This window comes from Euzebya tangerina, assembly GCF_003074135.1.
Classification (GTDB): domain Bacteria; phylum Actinomycetota; class Nitriliruptoria; order Euzebyales; family Euzebyaceae; genus Euzebya; species Euzebya tangerina.
Map to the genome: position 1 here is coordinate 1,117,226 of NZ_PPDK01000001.1, position 23,226 is coordinate 1,140,451.

At 69.3% G+C, this 23,226-nt stretch carries 23 protein-coding genes and 1 tRNA gene; 14 read left to right on the forward strand and 10 right to left on the reverse strand.

From position 1 onward, the window contains the following. Positions 1-23: 23 nt before the first annotated feature. A complete protein-coding gene (locus C1746_RS05125) occupies positions 24-806 on the reverse strand; it encodes an NAD kinase (protein WP_116713594.1) in 783 nt (260 codons plus the stop codon). A gap of 140 nt (positions 807-946) precedes the next feature. On the opposite strand from C1746_RS05125, the gene C1746_RS05130 reads away from it, so the two are divergent. Further along, positions 947-1,243, forward strand: coding sequence for a hypothetical protein (locus C1746_RS05130; protein WP_116713595.1), 297 nt, complete (start codon positions 947-949; stop codon positions 1,241-1,243). 92 nt (positions 1,244-1,335) lie between these two features. Here C1746_RS05130 and C1746_RS05135 read toward each other — a convergent pair whose 3' ends face one another. Next, positions 1,336-4,716 (reverse strand): cell wall-binding repeat-containing protein, encoded by a 3,381-nt coding sequence (locus C1746_RS05135; RefSeq protein WP_162867413.1) that lies wholly within the window; start codon positions 4,714-4,716, stop codon positions 1,336-1,338. Positions 4,717-4,804: 88 nt separating this feature from the next. On the opposite strand from C1746_RS05135, the gene C1746_RS05140 reads away from it, so the two are divergent. The 6 genes from C1746_RS05140 to serS all read left to right on the forward strand — a co-directional run bounded on the left by C1746_RS05140 (position 4,805) and on the right by serS (position 10,697). Then, a complete protein-coding gene (locus C1746_RS05140; protein WP_116713597.1) occupies positions 4,805-5,092 on the forward strand; it encodes an antibiotic biosynthesis monooxygenase family protein in 288 nt (95 codons plus the stop codon). Between the two features lie 56 nt (positions 5,093-5,148). Continuing rightward, positions 5,149-6,066 (forward strand): DUF4446 family protein, encoded by a 918-nt coding sequence (locus C1746_RS05145; protein ID WP_116713598.1) that lies wholly within the window; start codon positions 5,149-5,151, stop codon positions 6,064-6,066. Next, the gene (gene pheA, locus C1746_RS05150; protein ID WP_116713599.1) at positions 6,063-6,989 is read left to right on the forward strand and encodes a prephenate dehydratase; all 927 of its coding nucleotides are present in this window, start codon (positions 6,063-6,065) and stop codon (positions 6,987-6,989) included. Before C1746_RS05145 ends, pheA begins: the two co-directional genes overlap by 4 nt. An 89-nt stretch (positions 6,990-7,078) precedes the next feature. Beyond that, positions 7,079-8,485 carry a M23 family metallopeptidase gene (locus tag C1746_RS05155; protein ID WP_162867414.1) on the forward strand — a complete coding sequence of 469 codons (1,407 nt, stop codon included), beginning with the start codon at positions 7,079-7,081 and terminating at the stop codon, positions 8,483-8,485. A gap of 11 nt (positions 8,486-8,496) precedes the next feature. Next, entirely contained in the window at positions 8,497-9,438 is a 942-nt protein-coding gene (locus C1746_RS05160) for a mechanosensitive ion channel family protein (protein WP_116713601.1), read from the forward strand. Continuing rightward, a complete protein-coding gene (serS, locus tag C1746_RS05165; RefSeq protein WP_116713602.1) occupies positions 9,435-10,697 on the forward strand; it encodes a serine--tRNA ligase in 1,263 nt (420 codons plus the stop codon). The genes C1746_RS05160 and serS overlap by 4 nt, the downstream gene beginning before the upstream one ends. A gap of 18 nt (positions 10,698-10,715) precedes the next feature. Here the strand turns inward: serS and C1746_RS05170 are convergent, their stop codons facing one another. Further along, complete coding sequence (locus C1746_RS05170) at positions 10,716-11,870, reverse strand: acyl-CoA dehydrogenase family protein (protein WP_116713603.1); 1,155 nt, start codon at positions 11,868-11,870, stop codon at positions 10,716-10,718. 63 nt (positions 11,871-11,933) lie between these two features. On the opposite strand from C1746_RS05170, the gene C1746_RS05175 reads away from it, so the two are divergent. Beyond that, a complete protein-coding gene (locus C1746_RS05175; protein WP_116713604.1) occupies positions 11,934-12,458 on the forward strand; it encodes a type II toxin-antitoxin system PemK/MazF family toxin in 525 nt (174 codons plus the stop codon). Here C1746_RS05175 and C1746_RS05180 read toward each other — a convergent pair. Beyond that, complete coding sequence (locus C1746_RS05180) at positions 12,455-13,684, reverse strand: MFS transporter (RefSeq protein WP_116713605.1); 1,230 nt, start codon at positions 13,682-13,684, stop codon at positions 12,455-12,457. The genes C1746_RS05175 and C1746_RS05180 overlap by 4 nt on opposite strands. Before the next feature lie 70 nt (positions 13,685-13,754). Here C1746_RS05180 and C1746_RS05185 point away from each other — a divergent pair, with 70 nt between their 5' ends. Genes C1746_RS05185 through C1746_RS05195 form a run of 3 tightly spaced genes read left to right on the forward strand, consistent with a single transcriptional unit; the run spans position 13,755 to position 17,919 of the window. Continuing rightward, positions 13,755-15,470 carry a dynamin family protein gene (locus tag C1746_RS05185; RefSeq protein ID WP_116713606.1) on the forward strand — a complete coding sequence of 572 codons (1,716 nt, stop codon included), beginning with the start codon at positions 13,755-13,757 and terminating at the stop codon, positions 15,468-15,470. Next, the gene (locus C1746_RS05190; RefSeq protein WP_116713607.1) at positions 15,467-17,020 is read left to right on the forward strand and encodes a GTPase; all 1,554 of its coding nucleotides are present in this window, start codon (positions 15,467-15,469) and stop codon (positions 17,018-17,020) included. Before C1746_RS05185 ends, C1746_RS05190 begins: the two co-directional genes overlap by 4 nt. Then, positions 17,017-17,919, forward strand: a complete 903-nt coding sequence (locus C1746_RS05195; protein ID WP_116713608.1) for a hypothetical protein — start codon at positions 17,017-17,019, stop codon at positions 17,917-17,919. Before C1746_RS05190 ends, C1746_RS05195 begins: the two co-directional genes overlap by 4 nt. A gap of 126 nt (positions 17,920-18,045) precedes the next feature. Here C1746_RS05195 and C1746_RS22935 read toward each other — a convergent pair whose 3' ends face one another. Continuing rightward, the gene (locus tag C1746_RS22935) at positions 18,046-18,174 is read right to left on the reverse strand and encodes a hypothetical protein (RefSeq protein ID WP_276309953.1); all 129 of its coding nucleotides are present in this window, start codon (positions 18,172-18,174) and stop codon (positions 18,046-18,048) included. Positions 18,175-18,367: 193 nt separating this feature from the next. Here C1746_RS22935 and C1746_RS05200 point away from each other — a divergent pair, with 193 nt between their 5' ends. Beyond that, on the forward strand, positions 18,368-18,868 hold the full coding sequence (locus C1746_RS05200) for a hypothetical protein (protein WP_162867415.1): 501 nt from the start codon (positions 18,368-18,370) through the stop codon (positions 18,866-18,868). Between the two features lie 122 nt (positions 18,869-18,990). Here C1746_RS05200 and C1746_RS05205 read toward each other — a convergent pair whose 3' ends face one another. The 5 genes from C1746_RS05205 to C1746_RS05225 form a co-directional block, all read right to left on the reverse strand. Further along, positions 18,991-19,431, reverse strand: a complete 441-nt coding sequence (locus C1746_RS05205; protein ID WP_205711721.1) for a hypothetical protein — start codon at positions 19,429-19,431, stop codon at positions 18,991-18,993. Positions 19,432-19,465: 34 nt separating this feature from the next. Then, on the reverse strand, positions 19,466-19,717 hold the full coding sequence (locus C1746_RS05210; protein WP_116713610.1) for a GlsB/YeaQ/YmgE family stress response membrane protein: 252 nt from the start codon (positions 19,715-19,717) through the stop codon (positions 19,466-19,468). 42 nt (positions 19,718-19,759) lie between these two features. Further along, complete coding sequence (locus C1746_RS05215) at positions 19,760-20,593, reverse strand: ABC transporter permease (protein WP_116713611.1); 834 nt, start codon at positions 20,591-20,593, stop codon at positions 19,760-19,762. Beyond that, a complete protein-coding gene (locus tag C1746_RS05220) occupies positions 20,590-21,582 on the reverse strand; it encodes an ABC transporter ATP-binding protein (protein ID WP_116715576.1) in 993 nt (330 codons plus the stop codon). The genes C1746_RS05215 and C1746_RS05220 overlap by 4 nt, the downstream gene beginning before the upstream one ends. Before the next feature lie 75 nt (positions 21,583-21,657). Continuing rightward, positions 21,658-22,521 carry an alpha/beta fold hydrolase gene (locus C1746_RS05225; RefSeq protein WP_116713612.1) on the reverse strand — a complete coding sequence of 288 codons (864 nt, stop codon included), beginning with the start codon at positions 22,519-22,521 and terminating at the stop codon, positions 21,658-21,660. A gap of 78 nt (positions 22,522-22,599) precedes the next feature. Between C1746_RS05225 and C1746_RS05230 the strand changes: the two genes are divergently transcribed. Together C1746_RS05230 and C1746_RS05235 are read left to right on the forward strand one after the other, a co-directional pair. Continuing rightward, positions 22,600-22,688 (forward strand) — tRNA-Ser (locus tag C1746_RS05230). A 111-nt stretch (positions 22,689-22,799) separates the two neighbouring features. Further along, the gene (locus tag C1746_RS05235; RefSeq protein WP_116713613.1) at positions 22,800-23,153 is read left to right on the forward strand and encodes a VOC family protein; all 354 of its coding nucleotides are present in this window, start codon (positions 22,800-22,802) and stop codon (positions 23,151-23,153) included. Positions 23,154-23,226 lie beyond the last annotated feature (73 nt).

Genomic DNA, 23,226 nt, shown 5'->3' on the forward strand with positions numbered 1-23,226 from the left:
CGAGGTTGAGCGTTACTGGCGGATCAGCCGAAGCTGAACTGCTCGGTGAGGATGCGCTCCTCGAGGTTGTGGTCGGCGTCGAACAGCATCCGGACCTCGGCCTCGGGGTCCTCGGCGATCTCCACGCTGATCACGTTGCGGGCTTCGTTGTGGTCGGCCACGGCGCTCACCGGTCGCTTCCACCGCTCGATCACCTCGACACGGATGTGGGCGGCGGCAGGCAACAGGGCGCCGCGCCAGCGTCGCGGGCGGAACGGACTGATCGGGGTCAGGGCCAGCATCGGCGAGCCGATCGGGATGATCGGACCGTTGGCCGACAGGTTGTAGGCCGTCGACCCGGCAGCCGTCGCGACGATGATCCCGTCGCAGATGAGCTCATCCATCCGCTCGCGGCCGTTGATCAGGATGCGAAGCTTCGCCGCCTGGCGCTCCTGCCGCAGCATCGAGACCTCGTTGAACGCGACGGCCTCCAAGCGGGCCCCGCCCTCGGACTCAGCCGTCATCTTCAGGGGTCGCAGGGGCTGCAGATGAGCCTGCGCGACACGCTCGGGCAGCGAATCCGCGTCGTAGGCGTTCATCAGGAAGCCGATCGTGCCCCGGTTCATCCCGAACATCGGTGTGCCCAGGCCCATGTAGCGGTGCATGGACTCGAGCATGAACCCGTCCCCACCCAGCGGGATGATCACATCGGCCTCGTCCGGGTCGTGATTGCCGTATCGATCCGTCAGCTGACGACGGGCGGTCTGCGCCGACGAGCTGCTGGAGGCGACGAAGGCAAACCGGGCTGGGGCAGGGGCTGGGGGCACGCGTCCAGCCTGCCAGACCCGGGCCAACCAGGTCAGTTGAGTTGGCCTCGTTGTCGGTGGCTGGGTGCCACTTCGACTACATTGCGTTTGGCGCGGACGGCTGCCGGGGTCCGGGTGTCGACACAAGCAGGTGAGCGGGCGTGGAGAACAACACCATCAAGGACATCGTGGCCGCAGCCCTCGGTGTCCTGGCGCTGGCTCTGGGGGTCGGTGCCATCCGGGGGGTGCTCGTTCCCGTCGACGGCGTCCAGCCCAGCAACCTGCCGTTTATGGCCGTGACCGGCCTCATCAGCGGCGTCGCCGGCCTCTACATCGGGCCCATGCGCGGCCGGTTCGGGCGCCAGGTCGCCGTCATCGGGACCGGGGTTGCCCTGATCGGCATCGCGGTGTTCGGTGGCTCGATCGCCCTCGAATTGATCCTCGAGGCTGGGAGCTAGCGCGAGTTCAGCCCCCTGGGCCGTGCTTCTTGGTCGCTCGCGCCGAGTCGCCGGCCTCCGAGCCGGTGGGATTCTCGGCCGGCTGCGCGAGCTCAGCCCCCTGGGCCGTCGTTGCCGCAGAACTCCGCCGCACACACCTCGATGCGCTGGTAGCGACCGTCTTCCTCGAAGTCGTCCAGGTTGTGCCGCAGCCGGATGACGGAGCCGTCGAAGCTGAAGTTCGCGTCCGCTGAGATCTCGTGCCACCGGCCCCAGCCGTCGTAGGCGTGCGCCTCAGCGTGCGGCCAGGGGATCTCGAGGTCCACGAAGCCCTCCTCCCGACCGGACAGGATGATCTCCAGGTGGCCGCTGTGCGGCGTCGCGGAGGACACCGCATAGGCGCGGTCCATCAGGACGTCGCCCTCCGCTGTCTCGCCAGGATCAGGATCACCGAACGCTGCGGAGAAGCCATCGCTGCGCGTCAGCGTCGCACCGCTTATCCCGCCGTTCATGTCGACGATCTTCAGCCAGGCCAGCCGGTTCTGCGGCGCGCAGGCGTGGGCGCCGAACTCCTCCCGCCAGGTGCAGCTCGGCTCGTAGACCAGCGGGTGGTTGCTTGCGAGCACCGCGGGTGCGCCGGAGATCGAGCCGTCGGCATCCCGGATCGCGGCTGAACGATTGTCCGGGCCGTCCTCGGGGTCGTCCGGTCTGGTGATCTGGAGGCGGTTGGCGTTCAGGAACGACGCACCGGTCACCACGGAGATCTCGTTGCGGTCGTTGGCGATGAACTCCATCGCGAGGCCCTGGCGCATCCAGTCCCGCGGGCGCTGCCCGAAGTTGATGAACTGGACGTCGCTGATCTCGCTGCGCTGGTGGTAGAAGCCGACGCCGGTCAGACGCCACGGCACGTCACCCGAGTCGTTCAGGGTGCTGCCGACGACCGTCGAGTCGCGCAGGGCCGCACGCAGGCCGAGGAAGCCGATCCCGTTGCCCGACAGCATGGTGTCGTGCAGTTCGGTGCCTTCGATCCACGCGCCGAAGCTCCCGTTCTTGTAGGAGGTGTTGCCCGTCATGATGGCGGGCTCCGGCGGGAAGTAGTCCTCGACGAAGATGCCGACGCCGTTCTTGAAGCCGTCGTCGTCGCTCGAGTGGGCGACGTTGCCGTCGAAGGTGCCGAAGGGCAGCGAGCGGATGTCGAGCTCGACGCCCTCGCTGTCCCCGGTCGGCGCCTCGGGCAGGTCGTACCAGAAGCCTGCCGACTCCGAGCCCGCAGCGACGTTCTCAGTGAAGTGGTTGGAGGGGTTGGAGATCCAGTAGGTGGCCGGGGTGAGGTCGGACTCGAGCAGGGCCAGGCCCTCCTCCGGCGCACGGGTCGTCAGGCCCAGGTTGCAGTGGAAGGTGTTGCCGGTCTCGACCCCGTCCTCGAAGAAGAAGCAGTGGCCGATCGTGTCGTAGCCGATGGTCTCCTGCAGGTCGACGTGGTGGGTGCCGTGGACCGTCACGCAGCGGTTGAAGCTGTGGTGCACCGCGGCGCCGTGGATGTAGGAGCCGCTTGCGCTGTCCATCATGTGGAAGTGGATGGGGTAGCGGGCCAGTTCGCCCACCTGACCCAGGCCGGTGAACTCCGCACCGCTGATGCGGCCGACGGAGCCGTGGAAGATCTGCACGTGACCGCCGCGTTGCTGCTCACGGGCCTCGGGCGTGGACGTGACCACGATGTTGCGCGACAGCGAACCGACCTCGGCGAACTGCTCGACGGTCTCTCCGCCGACCTGCTCGGCCTGACCCCAGTGGATGTGCTCCAGCGGCCGGTCGAGCGTGACGGTGGTGCCGTCGATGGCGGTGACGATCCGCTCCTCGGCCTCCTCGAAGTTGAGGCTGGTGGCGGCGATGACGATCCGGTCGCCCACGCTCCAGCCGGGCGCCTCCTCCAGTTGGATCTGGGTGGTTCCGGCCCCTGCCGTCGCCGCCAGACGGGTCCAGGTGTGGGTCGGCGACTGTCCGTGGATGTCCAGGGTCCCACCTTGGACGGCGATCGGGCCCTCGCCGGCGCCCAGGATGTCATCGCCGGGCTGGGGATCGAGGATCACGGTGACGTCGCTGGTCAGCGGCGCCTCCTCGGTGCCGAGCGCCAGACGGCCGGTGACCGTGATCCACTCGACCTCGATCGTCATGTCGATGTCGTCGGCGACCAGCAACCCGTCGATCTGGATCCCCTCGAGGGCGGGTGGGTCGACGTCGAGGAGGACGGCCCGGTCGCGTGGGATGGTGACGACGTCGCCGGCTGCCGGGACGGTGCCGCCCCAGGTCGCGGGATCCGACCACGGGGTCGCGGCGCTGATCGGTGGTGCGGTGTTGCGGGCGGGGACAGCTGGCGGGCGGTCCAGGCTGGCGACGGGTGTGGCGCCGGGGTCGGTCTCCTCGGACTCGGCGCCGGGCAGTTCACCGGTCTCGACCGTCGCGGCAACGTCCTCGGAGATGACGGCCGTGCCGCCGACCAGGTGGGCGTTGGCGGCCCAACCGCGCTGCCCGTTGATGAAGGTCAAGGTGGCAGGGGAGTGCTCCATGGATGCTGGGTCGGTCAGCACCAGGACCCCGCCCATCTTGGCGACGGCGGGCCCGGCGACCAGGGCATCCGGCCAGCTGCGTCCCGACGCGACCCAGATGCGCGAGGTGTAGCCGAACTCGTCCAGGCCTTCACGGGCAACGGCGACGCCGGTGTCGTAGCGGCCGTCCCCGGCCACGCGATCAATCTCCTCGCTGGTCAGCTCGTCGGCTTCGGCGGCGACGTCAGCACTCACGGCTGCCTCGCCACCCACGACGGTGACCTGGGTGATCCCGTTGCGGGTGATGGCCTCACCGGTGGCGGCCGGGAACGCGTCGACCTCGGTCATCAGGACCGGCATCTGCTCGGTTGCGGCCCACGCGGAGGCCGTCAGCGCATCGGGCCAGCCGCGGGCGTCGTCGGGGTGCATGCCCTCGACCAGCAGGGCCTGGGTCGTGCCGGACTCGGCCACGACGGCGTCGGCGATCGCGGCGTACGTGGTCCAGGCGTCCGTGCCGCGGATGCGCTCCACGGTGACGCCGAGGCCCTCGATCGTGTCCGTGACGGCATCGGAGAGATCGCCGAGGACCACCGCCGTGGTGGGCGCAAGCCGCTGGATCTCACCCTCCGTGAACTGGTCCATTGCGTCGGTGTTGGACAGCAGAACGGGCGCGTCGAGCACGGCCGCCAGCGGTGCGCCGGCCAGGGCATCGCCGTAGGCGTCAGCCCGGGCGATCACCACGGTGTCGGCCCCCTCCGGATAGGCCAGAAGCGAGACCTGTGCCGCGGTCTCGGTCCGCGACGCACCCGCGTGGCGGGTGACGGTCATCGGCTCCTCCTGGGCCTGTACCGGCGGCAGGAGCGTCACGAGCAGCGACACCGCCAGGAACAGGGAGGCGAGCGCACGAGCGGCGGTCGGCGGGCGGGACAGAGCGATCGCAGAAGTCACGGAGTGTGATGTCGGCAGGTACACGTAGAACATTGAGTGCTTCCGGCGCATCGGTCAGGTGTCTGTTCGGACGGGGTACTGTGCGCGCATGGTTCTCGAGGTTGCGCTGATCGACGTCACGCCGGGTGCACAGGCTGATTTCACTGTCGCCTACCGCGAAGCCCGTGCGCAGGTGGCGGCGGCGGACGGGGTCGGGCCCATCCGGATGACCCAGGGGGTGGAGACGCCGACGCGCTTCGTGCTGCTCATCGAGTGGCCATCCGTCGAGGCCCACCAGGCGTTCCGGGACAGCGAGGCCTTCGCTGAGTGGCGGCGGCTGATCGGTCCGTTCTTCGCCGGGCCACCACACGTCGAGCACTTCGTCGACGTCGAGTAGACCGGGGGTGGTTCGACCCACGTCCGCGTTGGGCCCGCGTAGACTCACCAGCCACCATGGAACTCAGTCCCGGACTCGTCGGCACCCTGTTGGTGGTCTCGATCCTGCTCTCCGGCGCGGCGTTGATCGCCGGCATCATGGCTGTTCAGGCGCAGCGCAAGGTCACTCGCACCTACGGCCGGTTCGCCCGTGGGCGACGCGAGGACGTGGTGACGCTGCTCGAGATGCACATGGACGAGGTGAAGCGCCTGCAGCGGCTGGTCCGCTCCCAGCAGGCCTACGCGCGGCAGTTGCGCGGTGTCCTCAGCCGATCCCTCAGCCGCATCGGGACGGTCCGCTACGACGCCTTCGACGACATGGGCGGACGTCTGAGCTTCTCCATCGCCCTGCTCGACGAACACGGTGACGGCAGTGTCATCACCGCCATGAACGGTCGGGTCCAGACCCGGACCTACGCCAAGCCGGTCACCGGTGGCTCCTCCAGCCACAACCTCAGCGAGGAGGAGGTCCAGGCGATCGCCCAGGCCATGGACGGTGGCGCGAGGCGTGCCGCGGAGGTGGCAGCGGCCTTGCCGATTCCCGACGAGCACTTGTTGGAGGGCGAGCAGGCTGATGAGGTGCCCGCTGCGGCCGTCGGCGCCCCGCCCGCCCCGGAGCAGGTGGCAGCCGCGTCCGAGGTCGGTGAGCACGCTGGCCCGCCCCGGCGATCCGCTACGCCCGGGCCGGACGATCCACTCGAGCGGGATGTGCCGGAGGAGGCCGCAGTCGAGCAACCCGCCCTGCAGGGCGCTGGCCTCACTCCGCGGCGGCGCCAGTCGGTGGTGCCGACCGACTTCAACCCCGCGGACCGCCCACGCCCAGCGGCAGAACCCGCAGCCGGTGAGCCGCTGCCACCGGCAGACGCGCTGCCGTCGACGGGAATGCCCGCCGATCAGGCAAGCCAGGCTGCTCAGACGGAGCAGGCCGAGGCGTGAGGCTGCCGGACACGCCCGTGGCCTTCCTGGGTCCGGAGGGCACCTTCACCGCGCTCGCCGCCAGCGCAGCAGCGCCTGACCGCTCCCGTCTGCCGCTGACGACGATCCCGGACGTGGTGGACGTGGTCCGCAGCGGCGAGGTGCAGATCGGGGTCGTGCCGATCGAGAACTCCATCGAGGGTGCGGTCAATCTGACCCTGGACACGTTGGCGTTCGGCGACCCCGGGGTGTACATCCGCAGCGAGATCACCGTCCCGATCACGATGAACCTGCTGGCGCGCCCGGGTGTGGAACTGGACACCCTGAAGGAGGTCCGATCACACGTCATGGCCATCCCGCAGTGTCGGGAGTGGCTCAACACCAACCTGCCGGACATCCACCTGCGAACCACCGCGTCAACTGCTCGTGCGGCGGAGGAGGCGGCCGAGAGCGACGGCACGATCGCGGCACTCGGCACCACGATGGCGGCCGAGCGCTTCGGGCTCGACGTGCTGGTCCCTGACATCCACGACTTCGACGGCAACACCACCCGCTTCGTCTCGCTGGGCAGGCGCATGACCGGCCCGACCGGAGCCGACAAGACCTCGATGGTCATCTTCCTGGGCGAGGACCGCCCGGGCCTGCTGATGCAGGTGCTCGACGAGTTCGCCTCTCGCGGCATCAACCTCGTCAAGATCGAGTCACGGCCGACGAAGCAGAAGCTCGGCGAGTACTGCATGTTCATCGACGCGCACGGGCACATCACCGAGGCGCGGATGGCCGAGGCGCTGCGCTCCGTCCACCGGCACGTCGACGAGGTCAAGATCCTGGGCAGCTACGCGCGGGCCGACGGCGTGGAGGATGCCAAGGAGTTGGCCGACTCGGAGGACGCCTACGCCGGGGCGGGCCTGTGGTTTCGGCAACTGCTGGACCGCATCGAGTAGGTCGACGAGGCCGCCGCGGCGCCCAAGAACCACCCGGCCGATCAGACCAGTTGCTCTGACCTGCGGATACGGGCACGATGTAGCCCTACATGCGCGAGAGTTCTGGTGCCATCCGGCGCCGACTTCCCCGGCTGCTCGCTGCACTCGTCAGTCTTGTCCTGTCGTTTGCTCTGTTGCCACTGGTCGTCGGCGGGCCGGCCCATGCGCAGTCGGTGGACGATCTTCGTGCTGAGCAGGAAGAGGCCGAGCGGGCCGCAGAGGAGGCACGCGACGCCCAGGCCGGTGTCGAAGCCGACCTGGAGGAGGCCGAGGAGCAACGCGATGCGGTCGCCGAGGAACTCACGGCAGCCACGGCCGCCGTCGACGCGATCCTCACCCGTGTCGATGCCGTCACCGCAGAGCAGACCGCCCTCCGCGCCGATGTTGCGGAGCTGACCGAAGAGGCCGAGGAGGTCCGCGCCTCACTGGCCGGCCAGATCCGCCAGCTGTACATGCAGGGCGCCGCCGAGGATCTGGTGCTGGCCCTGGACGTGGGTGCTGCCGCCGATGTCAGCAGCCGGTCCCACTACCTCACCGCCTTGTCGCGGTCCGAGACCGCCAACCTCGAAGAGCTCACGGTCGTCACCACCACACTCGAAGGACGTCAGCGGCAGCTGGTTGCCGTCGACGAGCAGCTCGCGGAGTTGCGTGCCGACGCCGAGGAGACCCAGCAGGAGCTGGACCGGCAGCTCTTCCTCGCTGCTGGTGTGGCCGATGACGTCGCGGAAGAGCTGGCCGCTGCCGAGGCGAATGCTCGCGCGCGAGCCAACGAGGCCGACCAGGCAGCGGCTGCCGTCGATCAGGCGGTCGAGGCTGAGCGTCAGGCAGCCATCGCCGCGGCGGAGGAGGCGGCTCGCCGGGCGGAGGAGGCCGCGGCCGCCGCGGCCGCTGCTGCGTCTCGGGAGTTCGCCGCTGCCGACGACGGCGACGGGCCAGACGTCGTGGAGGCCCCCGATGGCGCAGCGGACGGTGGGTCAGACGGTGGGTCGGAGGGTTCGGACAGCTCAGGGGAGCCGGCCCCGGACGTCGCGGCAGCTCCGGCGCCCACGACTGGCAGCGGAGGCATGGTCTGTCCCCAGGACAACCCGCGATCCTTCACCGACACCTGGGGTGCCCCGCGGTCCGGTGGACGGACCCACAAGGGCACCGACGTCTTCGGGACCAGGGGCGGTGACGTGTTCGCCATCACCTCCGGCACCGTCACCCGCACCAGCGTCGGCGGGCTGGCTGGGCTGTTCCTGATCCTGCGCGGTGACGATGGCAACGACTACTGGTACATCCACCTGCAGGACTTCGTCGCCTCCCAGGGCGACCGGGTCTCGGCGGGCCAGCTGATCGCCCACAACGGCGACACCGGCAATGCGCGTGGCACGACGCCACACATCCACTTCGAGCTGCATCCTGGCGGTGGCGCGGCGGTGAACCCCTACCCGCTGCTGGCGGGCCTCTGTCTGTAGCCTTGCGGGCGATGAACATCCTTCTCGCCCAGTCCGAAGGGCCGTCCGTCGACCTGGAGGGCGCCGTCGACATCGACCAGGCCCCGACCAACCTCGAAGAGGCCGTCGACGTCGTCGTGACGAAGGTCGGAGAGCTGTGGACCGGCCTGCTGCTCAGCCTGCCGATCATCCTGATCGGCCTGGTGATCTTCGCGATCCTCCTGGTGATCGTGTTGACCGTGGCGCGGACCTTCCGACGTGGCATCTCCCGAGCGGGCGTCGAGCCCACCGTGGCCGGCCTCCTCCACCGCATCGTCCGGACCGGCTTGATCTTCGGTGCGCTGCTGTTCGCCCTCTCCATCACCGGAGTCCGGGTGGGGGCGGTGCTCGGCGCCCTGGCGGTCCTCGGGTTCGTCGTCGGGCTGGCCGTTCAGGGGATCCTGGAGAACTTCGTCGCGGGTGTGATCCTGCTGATCAGGCAGCCCTTCAAGATCGGTGATCAGATCATCAGCGGCGACTACGAGGGCACGGTCAAGGAGATCGACTTCCGCGTCACCCGGCTGGTGGCCTACGACGGCACCCTGAACCTGGTGCCCAACTCCGACGTGTACGGCACCCCGATCATCAACCTCACCCGGCGGGGGAAGCGACGGACCACGGTGGGGATCGGCGTGGACTACCGCGATGACCAGGACCAGGCGCGAGAGGTGCTGCTGGAGGCCTTGAGATCGGTCGATGGGGTCATGGAGGATCCGGCCCCGCAGGCCCTGCTGAGCGAGTTGGGTGACTCCAGCGTGAACTTCGAGCTGCGCTACTGGACGGCGCCGGACATCGCGACTGTCGTCGTCGTCCGGGACCGGGTCCTCTCGGCCGCCAAGCGGGCGGTGGACGAGGCTGGCCTGACGATTCCCTGGCCGATCCGGACCCTGATCGTGGATGGGGACTCGCAGATCCAGGTGGGGCAGCGACCATGATCGACCTCAAGGCCCTGCGCAAGAACCCCGACGACTTCCGCGGTCCCCTCGCCCGTCGGGGCATCACCGAGGACATGATCACCGAACTCCTCGGCTTCGATGCACAGCGGCGCGCCCTGATGACCCAGGCCCAGGAGCTGCGCGCCGAGCAGAAGCAGTTCGGCCGCAAGATCGGTCAGGCCGGCCCCGAGGACCGGCCCGCCCTGATCGAGGAGTCCGGCACCTTCAGCGCCCGCATCGACGCGCTCGAGGAGCAGGAGAAGGCCATCGAAGCGCAGCAGCAGGCGATGCTGCTGGCCATCCCGAACCTCCCTCATCCGGCGGCGCCCGACGGCGATGATGACGACGATGCCGTCGAGCTGAGCCAGTTCGGCACCAAGCCGACGTTCGACTTCGACGCGAAGGACCACGTCGCGCTGGGCGAGCGGTTGGGCATCCTCGACGTCGAGCGGGCGGTCAAGGTGTCGGGCAGCCGGTTCGCGTTCCTGCTCGGCGACGCCGTGTTCCTCGAGTTCGCGCTCGTCCGATACGCCCTCGACGTCATCGCCGGCCACGGCCACAAGCCGGTCATCCTGCCCTCGCTGACCCGTGAGGAGGCCCTCTTCGGGACCGCCTTCCTGCCAGGCAGCGCCGAGCAGATCTACCAGGTCCCGCAGGACGATCTATACCTCGTGGGCACGTCGGAGGTGCCGTTGGCGGGGATGCACGCCGATGAGATCTTCGAGGCCGCGGACCTGCCGCTGCGTTACGGCGGCTTCTCCACCTGCTTCCGCCGCGAGGCCGGCACGTACGGCAAGGACACCGCCGGCATCTTCCGAGTGCACCAGTTCGACAAGGTCGAGATGTTCAGCTGGACCACGCCAGAGCAGTCCGAAGCCGAGCACGCGCGGATCCGTGGCATCCAGACCGAGATCCTCCAGGGGCTCGAACTGCACGGCCGGGTGGTCGACATCCCCGTCGGCGACCTCGGCGACTCAGCCCAGCGCAAGTTCGACCACGAGGTGTGGCTGCCCGGACAGGGCCGCTATCGCGAGCTGACCAGTGCGTCCAACTGCACCGACTATCAGGCCCGGCGCCTGCAGGCGCGGTACCGCGTCGAGGAGGGCACGAGGACGGTCCACACCCTGAACGGCACCGCCTGTGCGGTCGGCCGCACCATCATCGCGGTGCTCGAGACCCATCAGCAGGCCGACGGGTCCGTGCTCCTCCCCGAGGTCCTGCACGGCTACATGGGCGCCGAGCGCATCACCGCCGCCTGAGGTCTTCGCCTCGTCGCTCTACAGCCCCATCGAGCGGCCCACGATCTCCTTCATGATCTCCGTCGTGCCGCCGTAGATCGTCTGGGCGCGGGAGTCGACGTAAGCCCGCGAGATCGGGTACTCGGTCATGAAGCCGTACCCGCCGTGCAGCTGGAGACACCGGTCGATGACCTTCAGCTGCATCTCCGTCGTCCACCACTTGGCCATGGCAGCGTGTTCGATCGACAGCGCTCCCGCGGCGTGCTCGTCGAGGCAGCGGTCGATGAACGTCCGCGCGAGCTCGATCTCGGTCCGCAGCTCGGCCATCACGAAGCGGCTGTTCTGGAACGAGCCGATCGCCCGGTTGAACGCGGTCCTGGTGGTGATGTACGCGTGCGTCTCCTCGAACGCCGCCTCGGCTGCTGCGACGGCGCTGGTGGCGATGGAGAGGCGCTCCTGCGGCAGGTTGCCGACCAGGTACGCAAATCCCGCCCCCTCCTCGCCGAGCAGGTTCTCAGCGGGTACCCGGCAGTCGTCGAAGAACAGCTCGGAGGTGTCCTGGGCCTTCATGCCCATCTTGTCAAGGTTCCGGCCGCGCTGGAAGCCGGGAGTGTCCGCGTCGATCAGCAGCAACGACAGGCCCTTGTGGGGGTCCTCTCCCGTGCGGACGACGGTGATGACCACGTCGGCCATCTGCCCGTTGGAGATGAAGATCTTCGAGCCGTTCACCACGTACTCGTCGCCGTCGCGGACCGCACGGGTCTGGATGCCGGAGAGGTCCGAGCCGGTCCCGGGCTCTGACATCGCAATGGCGGTGATGCACTCGCCGGTGACCATCTTCGGCAGGTAGGTCTTCTTCTGGACGTCGGTGGTGTACTCCAGGAAGTAGGGCAGGTTGATGTCGGTGTGCACGCTGAAGCCGGGACCACTGGCGCCAACGCGGATCAGTTCCTCGTTGACGATGGCGTTGTACCGGAAGTCCTCGACCCCGACCCCGCCGTACTCCTCTGGAACCGCCATGCACAGCAGCCCGGTCTCGCCAGCCTTCAGCCACACCTCGCGGGACACCTGACCGTCGGCGGCCCACTGCTCGTTGTGGGGCGCCACCTCTCGCTCGCAGAACGTCCGGACGGTCTGGCGGAACATGTCGTGCTGCTCATCGAAGCCGGTGCGGGGGAGCCAGGTGATGGTCATGTCGCAGAGCGTACGTGCGCCCGATCTCGGTTCCCAAGCCCGTCCCACCTACGATCAGGTGCCATGGCAGGTCGGTCCTCACTCAGGCGGCTCGCGCTCGACGTGCTCGGCAAGGTCGTGCGGTCGGCCCTCGGCAGTCGTGACTCCGCCCGTACGACGGCAGCCCATCGGCCCGACGCGACGACCCAGAAGCCACCCCGTCGCGATGCACGCCGTGGGGAGATGCAGACGGCACAGGCGCGGCCTCGGATCGCCTACGCCCCGGTGCGCGACGACGACGCCGATCCGGGTGAGATCGTGTGGGCGTGGGTGCCCTACGAGGACGATCCGTCGCAGGGCAAGGACCGGCCGCTCCTCGTCATCGGCCACATCGAGGACGACGTGGCCGCGCTGGCGCTGACCTCACGCGAACACGCCGACCGCCACCACCACCCGCTCGGCTCCGGACCGTGGGACCGGCAGGGACGACCGTCGTGGATCAAGTTGGACCGGCTCCTGCGCTTGGATTCGGACGAGATCCGCCGTGAGGGCGCGATCCTCGACGAGCGCAGGTTCCGCGAGGTCGTTCGGGCCTGGGAGCGCTACTAGGCGGCGCCCGGCGCGATCACCCGGTTGCGCGCGGACGCCAGCCCCGCCGCCGTCATCGCCACGTTCACCGCCAGCAGCAGGATCAGCGGCACCGTCCAGCCACCGGTCCACTCGCTGATCGCACCCCACAGGATCGGCCCGGCGGCGCTGATCAGGTACCCCCAGGTCTGTGCCATGCCCGACATGGCGGCCGCATCCGCCGTGGTCTCGGTTCGCAGTGCGAAGAAGGAGAGGGCGAGTGCCAGCAGACCCCCGGCTCCAGCCCCCAGGGCGAAGGCACTCAGCGGCGTCAGCGCGGTGCCGGGCACCAACAACGTCACCACGCCCAGCAGGCTGGCCGCGCAGGCAGCGGCCGTACTCCGACGTTGGTCCTCCCGACCGCGGTGCAGCAGGGGGAAGGCGAGAACGCCGACCAACCCACCGGCGTTGAACACCGAGATCAGCGTCCCCGCCTGCAGTTCCGTCAGTCCCTTCGAGATGAGGATGTCGGAGAGCCACGCCAACGTGATGTAGAAGGCCGCCGACTGCAGGCCCATGAACGCGGTGATCTGCCAGGCCAGGGGACTGCGGTAGAGCTCACGCGTGCTCATGCCCTCCGTGGACCGGGTGGGGGCAGGGGTTGCGGGGGTGCGCCGCTCGTCGAGCAGGACCGAGACGCCGACGACGATCGCTCCCAGTCCGGCCGGGACCGCCCAGATGCCGGCGGACAACTCCCAGCTGAACGCATCGGCCAGCGGCACCGCAACGGCGGCTGCGGCGGTTGCGGCGAGCACGAGCACCGCGGTGTAGGCCGTGGACAGCTGGCTGACCCGGTCGGGGAAGACCGACTTGATCAGGGCGGGCAGCAGCACGTTGCCGATGGCGATCGCGATGCCCAGACCGACTGTCCCGACCACCAGCCAACCGAACCCGCCGGCTGATCGCAGCGCAACGGAGGCGGCCAGCAGCACCAGCGATGCCCCCAGTGACCGACCGATCCCGATGCGTCTGCCGAGTCCGGCGGCCAGCGGTGACACCAGACCGAAGGCCAGCACCGGGATCGTGCCGATCAGACCCAGGCCGATGTTGGAGGCACCGAGGTCCGCCCGGATGATCGGCACCAACGGCCCGACGACGTTGATCGCCGTCCGCAGGTTGAAGGCCACGGCCATGACGCCGGCCAGAACCAGCAGGCGGCCGGCGAGCGGGCGCGGACGGGTCAGCATCGCAGCGGGGTTCGGCTCCACAACCGCCCCAGGGTAGTGGTCTGTCTCTCACATGACGCGCGTTGCCGCGGGCCCTCTATCGTGGGCCGTCATGACCAATGACGCCCTGGTGGCGAGCCTCGGCAGTCTGCGCGATGCGCTGCGGTCGGCTGCGCTGGTCCTGCCGCTCGACGGGCTCGAGGAGGCGACGGCGACGCGGGACGAGGCCGTCGCGCAGATCGAGGACTACCTGCTGCCGCGTCTGGCCGACATCGACGCCCCGCTCCTGGCCGTCCTGGGTGGCTCGACCGGCGCTGGCAAGTCGACGCTGACCAACTCGCTGGTCGGGGAGGAGGTGACGACGGCCGGTGTTCTGCGGCCGACGACCCGTGCGCCGGTCCTGGTCCATCATCCCGACGACGAGGCGTGGTTCATGGGCGAGGGGGTGCTGCCGGATGTTCCCCGCTCCACCGGCGCTCAACCCGCGGAGGGAGACTCCCATGGGCTCGGAGCGGGCCCCACCTCGGCGCTCCACCTGGTCCCCTCAGCTTCGCTCCCTGTAGGCCTGGCGCTGCTCGACTCGCCGGACATCGACTCGGTCGAGACCGCCAACCATGAACTGGCAGCCCAGCTCCTGGGCGCAGCAGACCTCTGGATGTTCGTCACCACGGCCGCCCGGTACGCCGACGCGGTCCCCTGGGAGGTGCTGGCCAAGGCGGCTGAGCGGGCGGCCGCCGTGGCGCTGATCGTCAACCGGATCCCGCCTGATGGGGACGCGGTGCGGATGATCTCGGAGGACGTCCGGCGCATGCTCGATGCCAAGGGCCTGGGGAGCGCGACGCTGTTCGCGCTGCAGGAGGTCCCCCTCATCGATGGTCGGCTGACCGGCGGTGAGACCGCGATCCGCAACTGGCTGGGGGAGTTGGTGGCAGACGCCGAAGCACGTGCCGCGGTCGTCCGCGGGACCGTCCAGGGCGCGGTGGCATCGCTCGAACCTCGCGCACGGCGTGTCGCCGAGGCGGTGACCCAGCAGGCGCAGGCCGTTGACGCCCTGCGGCAGGCATCCCGAACCCGTGCGCGCTCAGCGATCACCCACGTCGACGCCCAACTCGGTTCGGGCGTCCTGCTACGTGGCGAGGTCCTGGATCGATTCCGGGAGCAGGTCGGGACGGCCGCGTGGATGGACAGCCTGCAACGTGGTGTCGGGCGGATCCGTGACCGCATCACCTCGCTCTTCACCGGCGACACCCCCGTGGTGGAGGCCGCCCGCGGCCGCCTGCAGGACAACCTGGTGAGCCTGATCGACGACGCCGTCGCCACCTCCGTCGAGCAGGCCGTCGGCGACTGGCGTGGCCTGCCAGGGGGCACGCACGCCCTGCGGTCCTTCCCGGGCTACCGGATGGCGCCCGATCGGATCGCGGACCTGGTCGATCGCTGGCAGGACGAGGTGATCGGCCTGGTCCGGAGCAAGGCCGAGGGCAAGGTCGCCACCGCCCGCTGGGCCTCCCTGGGTGTCAACGGCGCTGGCGTGGCCCTGATGACCTTTCTGTTCGCCTCGACCGGTGGGCTGACCGGCGGTGAGGTCGCCGTCGCCGGTGGGACGGCTGCGGTGTCCCAGGCGCTGCTGACCGCGGTCCTCGGCGAGCAGGCGGTCCGCGACCTGACATCCTCGGCTCGGCGCGGTCTCCTGGCCGTCGTGAGCGAGATCGCCGAGGCCGCACACACCGATCTCAGGGGGGCGCTCGACGACATCCCGGACGCGGACCTGGCCGACACGCTGACGGCCACCGCAGGTCAGGTGGCCTCGTCCGGGCGAGGCGGCCGATGAGCACGTCCATCGGCCGCCGACTCGACGCCTTGGAAGATGCGGCGACGCTGATCAGGCGACACGACCTCGGCGGCTCCGCGGCGGCCGACGACACCGACGCGCTGATCGCCCGTGCTCGCACCCGCATCCGGCACGGCACCGACCACACCGTGGTGGCGCTGGTCGGCTCGACAGGATCGGGGAAGTCATCGCTGCTCAACGCCCTGGCCGAGCAGGAGGTGGCCCGCACCAGCGTCACGCGCCCCACCACCTCGGTGACGCAGGGCGTCACGTTCGGCCTGCCTGCCGACGGCCTGCTGGACTCGATCGGCGTCTCCCGCCGGCACCATCTGGCCGAGGTCCCGGACCACCTGAGCGGACTGGTGCTGCTGGACCTGCCCGACTTCGACTCGGTGCAGCGAGACCACCGCCTCGAGGTGGACCGTCTGATCAGGTTGGTCGACCTGATGATCTGGGTCACGGATCCGCAGAAGTACGCCGACGACGCACTGCATCGGCAGTACCTGCAGCCGCTGTCCACCCACGCGGAGGTGATGCAGGTCGTCCTCAACAAGACCGACACCCTGACCGACGAGCAGCTGGCAGCCTGCCACGCCCATCTCGACCAGCTGCTGGACGAGGACGGCTTGGCCGACCTGAGCCCGGTCCCGGCGTCGACGGTCACCCAGGGCGGTGTCGAGGAGGTGCGGGGGATCCTGGCCGCCGAGGTCACAGCCAAGGAGGTCGCGCTCCAGCGGATCAGCGCCGACATCGACGGCGAAGCGGCGCGACTGGCCGCCTTGGCTGACCGATCCGGTGCGTCGGAGGCGAGCCAGTCGACCCGCATCGTCGACGGGCTGGCCACAGCGGCGGGAGTCGACATCATCGCTGGCGTGATCGCGGCTCAGTACCAGCGGGATGCCGTGCTCTCGACCGGGTGGCCCCCGCTGCGGTTCGTGCGTCGCATCCGACGGTCGCCCGTCGGCCGCCTCGAGACGACCGCAGAGAACCCGGTGGCTGGTGCAGAGGTCAGCCGGACGCTGCGCCAAGCAGGCGCGGCCATCGAGTCCCACGTCGGGAGCGCCTGGGGACAGGCGGCCCAGCTGGACCTGCGCGAGAAGATCCAGCCGGTGACGCAGGCACTCGACACCAGGATCAGCCGGCGCGTTCAGGCCATGCGCCAGCCGCCACCCTGGTGGCGGGCCGTCAGCGGCCTGCAGACGGCGTTGATCGGCGTGGCCGTGATCGGGTTGTTCTGGCTGGTCGGGTTGGCGCTGGCCGAGTCCCTGCTCCTCATCGATGTCGCCGAGTTCACCCCGAGGATCCGCGGTGTTGCCGTCCCGACGGCCCTGCTGCTCGGGGGCGGTGTGCTGGGCCTGGTCGTGGCAACACTCAGCCGGCTGCTGGCCTCGGTCCTGGGGCGGCGCCATGCCCGCACGGCGGTCAAGCGGTTGCGGGACGACGTGGCGGCCGTCGCGCACGAGCACGTCATCGCGCCGCTCGAGACGCTGCTCGCCGACGCTGAGCAACTCGACGAACTGCTCGATGTCGCCCGCAGCCGAGTGGGATGAGCACGCCCGCGAGCTTCGACGCGGTGATCATGGTCGACTACTCGGCCAAGCAGACCGTCGGCCGCCGGGGCGGGGAGCAGGACGGCCTGTGGCTCGCTGCGGGTGGCGCAGCCATACCCGGTGCACCAGGCCCGAGGCCGTTCCGGACCCGCCTCGACCTGCAGGCACACCTCGAGCAGGCGCTGGCCGGCCACATCGAGTCAGGCCATCGGGTTCTGCTGGGCCTTGACTTCTGCTTCGGCTTCCCCAGCGGCACGGCAAGTGCACTTGGTGCCCGTGCAGGCGAACCAGCCTGGTCGTGGATGTGGCAGACGCTCGGGGCGGCGATCACCGACACCGCCGATGCAGCCAACAACCGCTTCGACGTCGCTGGCGCCTTGAACCAGCGGGTCGGTCACGGGGCAGGGCCGTTCTGGGGACACCCGCCGAGCATGACGATCCCGGACCTGGCGCCGACGAAGCCGCCGTATCCCAGCAGCGGCCTGGTGGAGTGGCGACTGGTCGAGCGAACCCTCCAGTGGCGTGGTGCTGTCCCCAAGTCCTGTTGGCAGCTGTCGGGCGCCGGATCGGTCGGTGGCCAGAGCTTGGTCGGCATCGCGATGCTGGACCGCATGCGGCGCGGCGGCTTGGCCACCGCGTGGGATCACGGCGCCGTCGCCGTCTGGCCGTTCCAAGCGTGGTCGGACGCGCAGGTCGTGGTGGCTGAGGTCTACCCCAGCCTGGTCGATCCGTCTGGGCCGCCGACGCTGGTCCACGATGCCCGGCAGGTCCTCGGACTGGTGGGCTGGGCGATCGACCGGCAGCACGATGTCCGATCGCTCCTCGCTGCGCCCCTCGAACTCGAAGACCCCACGGTCATCGGGGAGGAGGGGTGGATCCTCGGCGTTCCGGCCAGCTGACCCGGCGACTCGTGGGGTGCCGCCTCATGGTCCGAAGTGGAGGCAGTCTGGCCCAGGCGAGCTCGAGCTCTGGAGACAGACAGGAGCCCCGCCGCGGGGACGGGGCTCTGCTGAGAGGGATGGTGGCTACTCGGTTGCTTCGATGGCGTCGTCGGCAGGTGCATCGGCGTCGTCATCGGTTCCTGAGTCGCTGCACGCAACGGCGCTGAGTGCCAGCAGTCCGGCCAACGCAGCGGCGGTGAGTCTGTTTCGCATTGGGTGTTCTTCCTTCGTCGTGACGAATCGGACGCCAACACCATGACGCATATGTGACGGAGGCACCTCGGACGACCGGACAGCCTCAGAGTTTCCACAGAAACCGCTCAACGATGCCTCAAGGTGCGCTCGCATCGTGTTGGGTGTCGCCGGAAGAACCGGCACCACCTCTACCGACAAGGACACGATCACCATGGAAACCAGTGCCGAATCAACCAGTACCACCACAACCCGCCCGTCCTTCATCACGTTGGCCTTGGCTGTCGGGCTGGCGGCGATCCTGACCGGCGCCTTGTTCCTCAGCCCCATCGGGCTCGCCACCGCGCAGGAGTCCGAGGAGGACACAACCGAAGACACCGCCCCAGCCGACGAGGACAGTTCAGGCTTCGGAGACCTGCCGGACGAGGAGCGGGAGGAGCGCCGTGAGGAGCGCCAGGAGCGCCGCGAGGAACGTGAGGCTGCGCGGGAGGACGCGCTCCAGCTGTTCGCCGACGAGCTCGGCGTGAGCGTCGAGGAGGTCGAGGCCGCCGGCCTTGCCGTCCTCGAGAGCATCCTCGACGAGAAGGTCGCCGAGGATCGGATCACCCAGACGATGGCCGATGAGATCCTCGAGCGGGCGGAGGAGCGCGGCGGAATCCCCTTCGTGGGTGCCCGTGGCCCGGGCGGTCACGGCGGTGGCCCCTTCGGCCGCTAGTCGAACTCTGACAGCCACATCGCCACGAACCTGACCCACCGCCCCCCCTCGCCGTTCCTCCGGCGAGGGGTTGGCACGTTGGCCGGGCGTTGGCCTGAGTGGGGCCTCCCCCATAGGCCCCCTCAGATCGAGTCGAACAGTTCCTCGGTGGCCTGGAGCAGGTGGTGGAGCGTTGCCAGTCCGTAAGCGTCGACGGCCTGCTCGGCGTCGAAGGAGTGCTGCTCCTCCCCGTCGGAGGTGACACACCGCCAGGTCCCGTCCCCCAGCAGGGTGAGGCTGACGAAGCGCGCTGCCAGACGGTCCCGCAACTGGTCCTCGCGCGGCAGCCAGATGACCTCGCCGTGCTCGATGGCGTCCAGCGCCCACTCGGGTGTCCCGTTGAAGGCGATCACCGGGCCGGCCGGTGTCTGACGTTGCTGCACGGTCATGTGGGAGATCGTGAACAGCTCGTCGTCCAGCAACCGGTCGGGGATGACGAACTGGTCGGCCTCAGCCGGCCGCCAGATCAAGCCCGCGTCGCGGAGGCGGCGGGCCAACGAGACGTCGATCAGTTGCTCGAACACGCGGCAATGCTGCCACGTCGTGGACGGTCACAGGTCAGGTGGCAGAGGTGTCGCGCGACTCCACGACGCCGATGAGGATGACGGCCGTGATGATGGCCACGATCGTCCCCAGGATGTTGAGTTCGAAGATGCCGCCGGTGCCGAGCAGCGAGGCGATCGTGCCGCCGACGACGGCGCCAACCACACCGAGCAGCAGAGTCCCCAGGATGCTGAGGTTCTGCTTGCCCGGCTTGAAGAGGCGAGCAAGTGCGCCGATGACGAGCCCTGAGACGATGAATCCGATCATGTGTCTTCCTTTCCCTACGTTGAGGACGGGGTAACTGGCCGGTCAGGCAACGTCTCGACGGTTGAAGGCGGCGGCACCGGCCAGCAACAGGACGAGGAGGTAGCCGAACAGGACCGCCGTTGCGTGTCCGCCGTCCACCAGGGCACCCCCGGGCGGGGTCAACGACTCCGGCGCGCTGGCGTTCTGAACAGCGGTGGCCAAGGCCCCGGAGTTGACGCCCGGCAGGAACTCGGCGATTGACTCGACGATGCTCGATGCCCCAGCGAAGCCGGCGAAGAGTGACTCGACCACCAGGACGTAGACCAGGCCCAGCCCGATGGCCAGGGCGGTCCCTCGCAGGAACAGGGCTGCCGTGGCGCCGATGACGATCGCCACAGACAGGATCAGCCAGCCAGCCGCCAGGCCCCGGACGATCTCGCCCGTCGGCGGCCACACCAGGGTTTCGTCCAACAAGCTTCCGAACAGCGCGGCACCGGCCGCGGATACGCCGAGGGCTGTTGTGGTCATGATGAAGGACTGGACCAGCAGTGCGCCGATCCGACCGACGTGGACCTGGAGTCGCGTCGGACTCTGGATGAGCAGGTTCCCGACGGTGCCCCAGCCGTACTCCGATCCGACGGACAGGGCTCCGAAGATCAGGGCCAGGGCAAACCCGAAGATGGAGAAGCCGCTGATGGCATTGGCGACGAACTGGTCAGGCAGGATCGAGGCGACGATGCCCTCCTGCACGTCAGGCGGGAGGCCGTCGGTGTTGCGGAACAGGTAGTTGGCCAGGTAGCCGAAGAGGAAGGTCAGCAGCGGCCAGACCAGGTGGATGACCGTCAGACCCGTGCGCTTGCGCATCTTGGTCAGCTCGGCGGTCAGGATGCCGGTCATGGGGTCACCGCTCCCTGGTCGGACGACTGCGGGTTCGTGGGGTGGGCGCCAACGGGCTGGGCGGTGCCGTCGCCCAAGGCATCCGCAGTTCCGGTGAGGTTGAGGAAGACGTCCTCGAGCGACTCCTCGTGGGTGCGGAGCTCGCTGACGGCGACCCCAGCCTCAACCAGAGCGCGGTTCAGGTCGGCGGCGCGGTCGGCATCCCCGGCGATCCGGATGATGTCGCCTCGGCTGGTGATGTCGGTCGGCGCGACGATCCGTCCCAGGACCTCGATGGCTTGCGCCGTCGGGGTGGCGCGGATCTGGATGGTGGCGGCGCCGCGCAGTTCAGCGACGGTGCCCTCCGCCAGCAGTCGCCCACCCTCGATCACGCCGACCCGATCGCAGACCTGCTCGACCTCGCCCAGGAGGTGGCTGGACAGGACGACCGTCCGCTCGCCTTGGGCCAGCCCGCGGATGAAGCTGCGCATGGTGGCCATGCCCTGGGGGTCCAGACCATTGGTCGGCTCGTCCAGGATCAGCAGGGCTGGGGATTTCAGCAGGGTGCTGGCCACGCCGAGACGCTGCCGCATCCCCATCGAGTAGCCGCCGACCTTCTCGTCAGCCCGTTCGGTGAGTCCGACCTCGGCCAGGGTCTCCTGGATGCGACTGGCCGGCGCTCCGGCGTAGCGGGCCAGTACGGCGAGGTTGGCCCGGCCGGTCAGATAGGGGTAGAAGGTCGGTGCCTCGACCAGCGCCCCGAGCTGGGCCAGACCCGCCGGGTGGCCAGGCTCGTGTCCCATCACGGTGGCCGTTCCCGACGTCGGCCGGATCAGGCCCAGCAGCATCCGCATGGTGGTCGTCTTGCCGGCACCGTTGCGTCCCAGGAAGCCATAGACCTCTCCCGGGCGCACGGAGAGGTCCAGCCCGTCGACGGCGGCGACCGAGCCGTAGTGCTTGGTCAACCCCTGCGTCCGTATCACCAGGTCGTCACTCGCGGCGTGATCCATCGGGATCACCGTGGCATCCAGCTTCCTGGGATGCAATGGGGGATGACCCCTACATCGCTCGGACGAGAGGACGGGTCAGTTGCCCTCGATCAGCTCCGCCACGAGGCGGACGATGGCGGAGGCGTGGTCCTCCTGGAGGAAGTGCTTGCCCGGCACCTGGTGGACCTGCCCGACGTCGGCGACCCGCCTGGCGGTCAGCGCGTGAGGATCGAAGGGGAGCGCAGGATCTCGTTCGCCCCAGATGACCTGCCGCTTGGGGACGGAGCGGATGGCGGCCTGGTACTCGGCCGACTTGAGGGGTGTCCGTTCGAAGCCCTTCATGATCCGGAGGAAGGCCCGGCCGCCGTCGTCGCTGATGAGCAGGTGGCGATAGGCGGCGAGCTCGGCGGCCGAGACGGCGCTGCGGTCGGCCACACCCTGCAGGCGCATCAGCTGGACGAACAGCCAATCGGTCATCGAGCCCAGCCAGACCCGGTCGATGCCGCGGTGGAAGAAGGGGCGCATGACCCACGGCGGAGTGAAGGCTCCAGGGTCGGTGATGGTGTTGAGGATGGTGAGGGAGGCGACCCGCTCCGGCAGGTGGTCGATCATCTCGAAGGTGACCGGGCCGCCGATGTCATGGGCGACCAGGTGGACCCGGTCGAGGTCGAGCGCATCGATCGCGGCAGCCGACCAGCGGCCCAGGCCGGACCAGGTGTAGTCGAACGCGCCAGGTCGCTCGGCCAGACCCAGACCGGGCAGGTCGAAGGCGATCCCGCGAAGCCCGTGTCGGGCCAGCTCCATGACCACCTTCCGGTAGAGGTAGGAAGAGGCGGGGACGCCGTGCATGCAGACGACGGCCTCGCCCTCCCCGTGGTCGCGCACGAACGTGCGGGTCCCCCGCACCACGAGGTGACGTCCGGCTCGCTCGTGGGCCGTGATGTGGTCGGCGACCTGCATGGTGCTCACGGTACCGAGGCGATGGTGTCGTCCACCACTGCAAACCCGGGGACCCCGCCGGTACACTCTCGCCCCCTGGGAGACGTCGCATAGTACGGCCTAGTGCGCTTCACTGCTAATGAAGTTGGGTGTAACAGCCCTCGAGGGTTCGAATCCCTCCGTCTCCGCGCGAGCGCCCGGCGGGCGTCCTGCCCCCTTTCGAACCCCCGGGTGCGGCAGTCGGTCCAGAGGTTCGATCATGACACCCGCATCCGCCCTCACCAGCGTAATCTGACCCCATGACCCTCAGGTGGGAGCAGCTTGTCGTCCAGGCGCTGGACCCGTCGACGCTGGGCCGCTGGTGGTGTGAGGTGCTCGACTGGGTGGTCGTGAACGACGACCCGCTGGAGTTCGAGATCCGACTGTCGGCGGATCAGACGCCGGGGCTCCTCTTCCTCCAGGTCAGCAGCCCGAAGCGTGCTCAGAATCGGCTCCACCTGGACTTCCGCCCGGATGACCAGGCGCAGGAGGTCGAGCGGATCCTGTCGCTCGGCGCGCAGGTCGCCGACGTGGGGCAGGGCGAGGCCTCCTGGCGCGTGCTGCTGGACCCGGAGGGCAACGAGTTCTGCGTCCTCAGCTCAGGCGGCTCCTAGACGCGCCGGTCCCCGGGCTGGCCCCGGCCTGGCGGGTGGACTTCCCACCCGTGAGGGCTGGGAAGTCCACCCA

Coding starts and splice junctions, on each gene's coding strand:
- C1746_RS05200 (WP_162867415.1), top strand. CDS start 18,368: ATGGAAACCAGTGCCGAATCAACCAGTACCACCACAACCCGCCCGTCC.
- C1746_RS05220 (WP_116715576.1), bottom strand. CDS start 21,582: ATGGATCACGCCGCGAGTGACGACCTGGTGATACGGACGCAGGGGTTG.
- serS (WP_116713602.1), top strand. CDS start 9,435: ATGATCGACCTCAAGGCCCTGCGCAAGAACCCCGACGACTTCCGCGGT.
- C1746_RS05225 (WP_116713612.1), bottom strand. CDS start 22,521: ATGCAGGTCGCCGACCACATCACGGCCCACGAGCGAGCCGGACGTCAC.
- C1746_RS05195 (WP_116713608.1), top strand. CDS start 17,017: ATGAGCACGCCCGCGAGCTTCGACGCGGTGATCATGGTCGACTACTCG.
- C1746_RS05170 (WP_116713603.1), bottom strand. CDS start 11,870: ATGACCATCACCTGGCTCCCCCGCACCGGCTTCGATGAGCAGCACGAC.
- C1746_RS05215 (WP_116713611.1), bottom strand. CDS start 20,593: ATGACCGGCATCCTGACCGCCGAGCTGACCAAGATGCGCAAGCGCACG.
- C1746_RS05145 (WP_116713598.1), top strand. CDS start 5,149: ATGGAACTCAGTCCCGGACTCGTCGGCACCCTGTTGGTGGTCTCGATC.
- C1746_RS05175 (WP_116713604.1), top strand. CDS start 11,934: ATGGCAGGTCGGTCCTCACTCAGGCGGCTCGCGCTCGACGTGCTCGGC.
- C1746_RS05235 (WP_116713613.1), top strand. CDS start 22,800: ATGACCCTCAGGTGGGAGCAGCTTGTCGTCCAGGCGCTGGACCCGTCG.
- C1746_RS05160 (WP_116713601.1), top strand. CDS start 8,497: ATGAACATCCTTCTCGCCCAGTCCGAAGGGCCGTCCGTCGACCTGGAG.
- C1746_RS05185 (WP_116713606.1), top strand. CDS start 13,755: ATGACCAATGACGCCCTGGTGGCGAGCCTCGGCAGTCTGCGCGATGCG.
- C1746_RS05210 (WP_116713610.1), bottom strand. CDS start 19,717: ATGATCGGATTCATCGTCTCAGGGCTCGTCATCGGCGCACTTGCTCGC.
- C1746_RS05140 (WP_116713597.1), top strand. CDS start 4,805: ATGGTTCTCGAGGTTGCGCTGATCGACGTCACGCCGGGTGCACAGGCT.
- C1746_RS05155 (WP_162867414.1), top strand. CDS start 7,079: ATGCGCGAGAGTTCTGGTGCCATCCGGCGCCGACTTCCCCGGCTGCTC.
- C1746_RS05190 (WP_116713607.1), top strand. CDS start 15,467: ATGAGCACGTCCATCGGCCGCCGACTCGACGCCTTGGAAGATGCGGCG.
- C1746_RS22935 (WP_276309953.1), bottom strand. CDS start 18,174: ATGCGAAACAGACTCACCGCCGCTGCGTTGGCCGGACTGCTGGCACTC.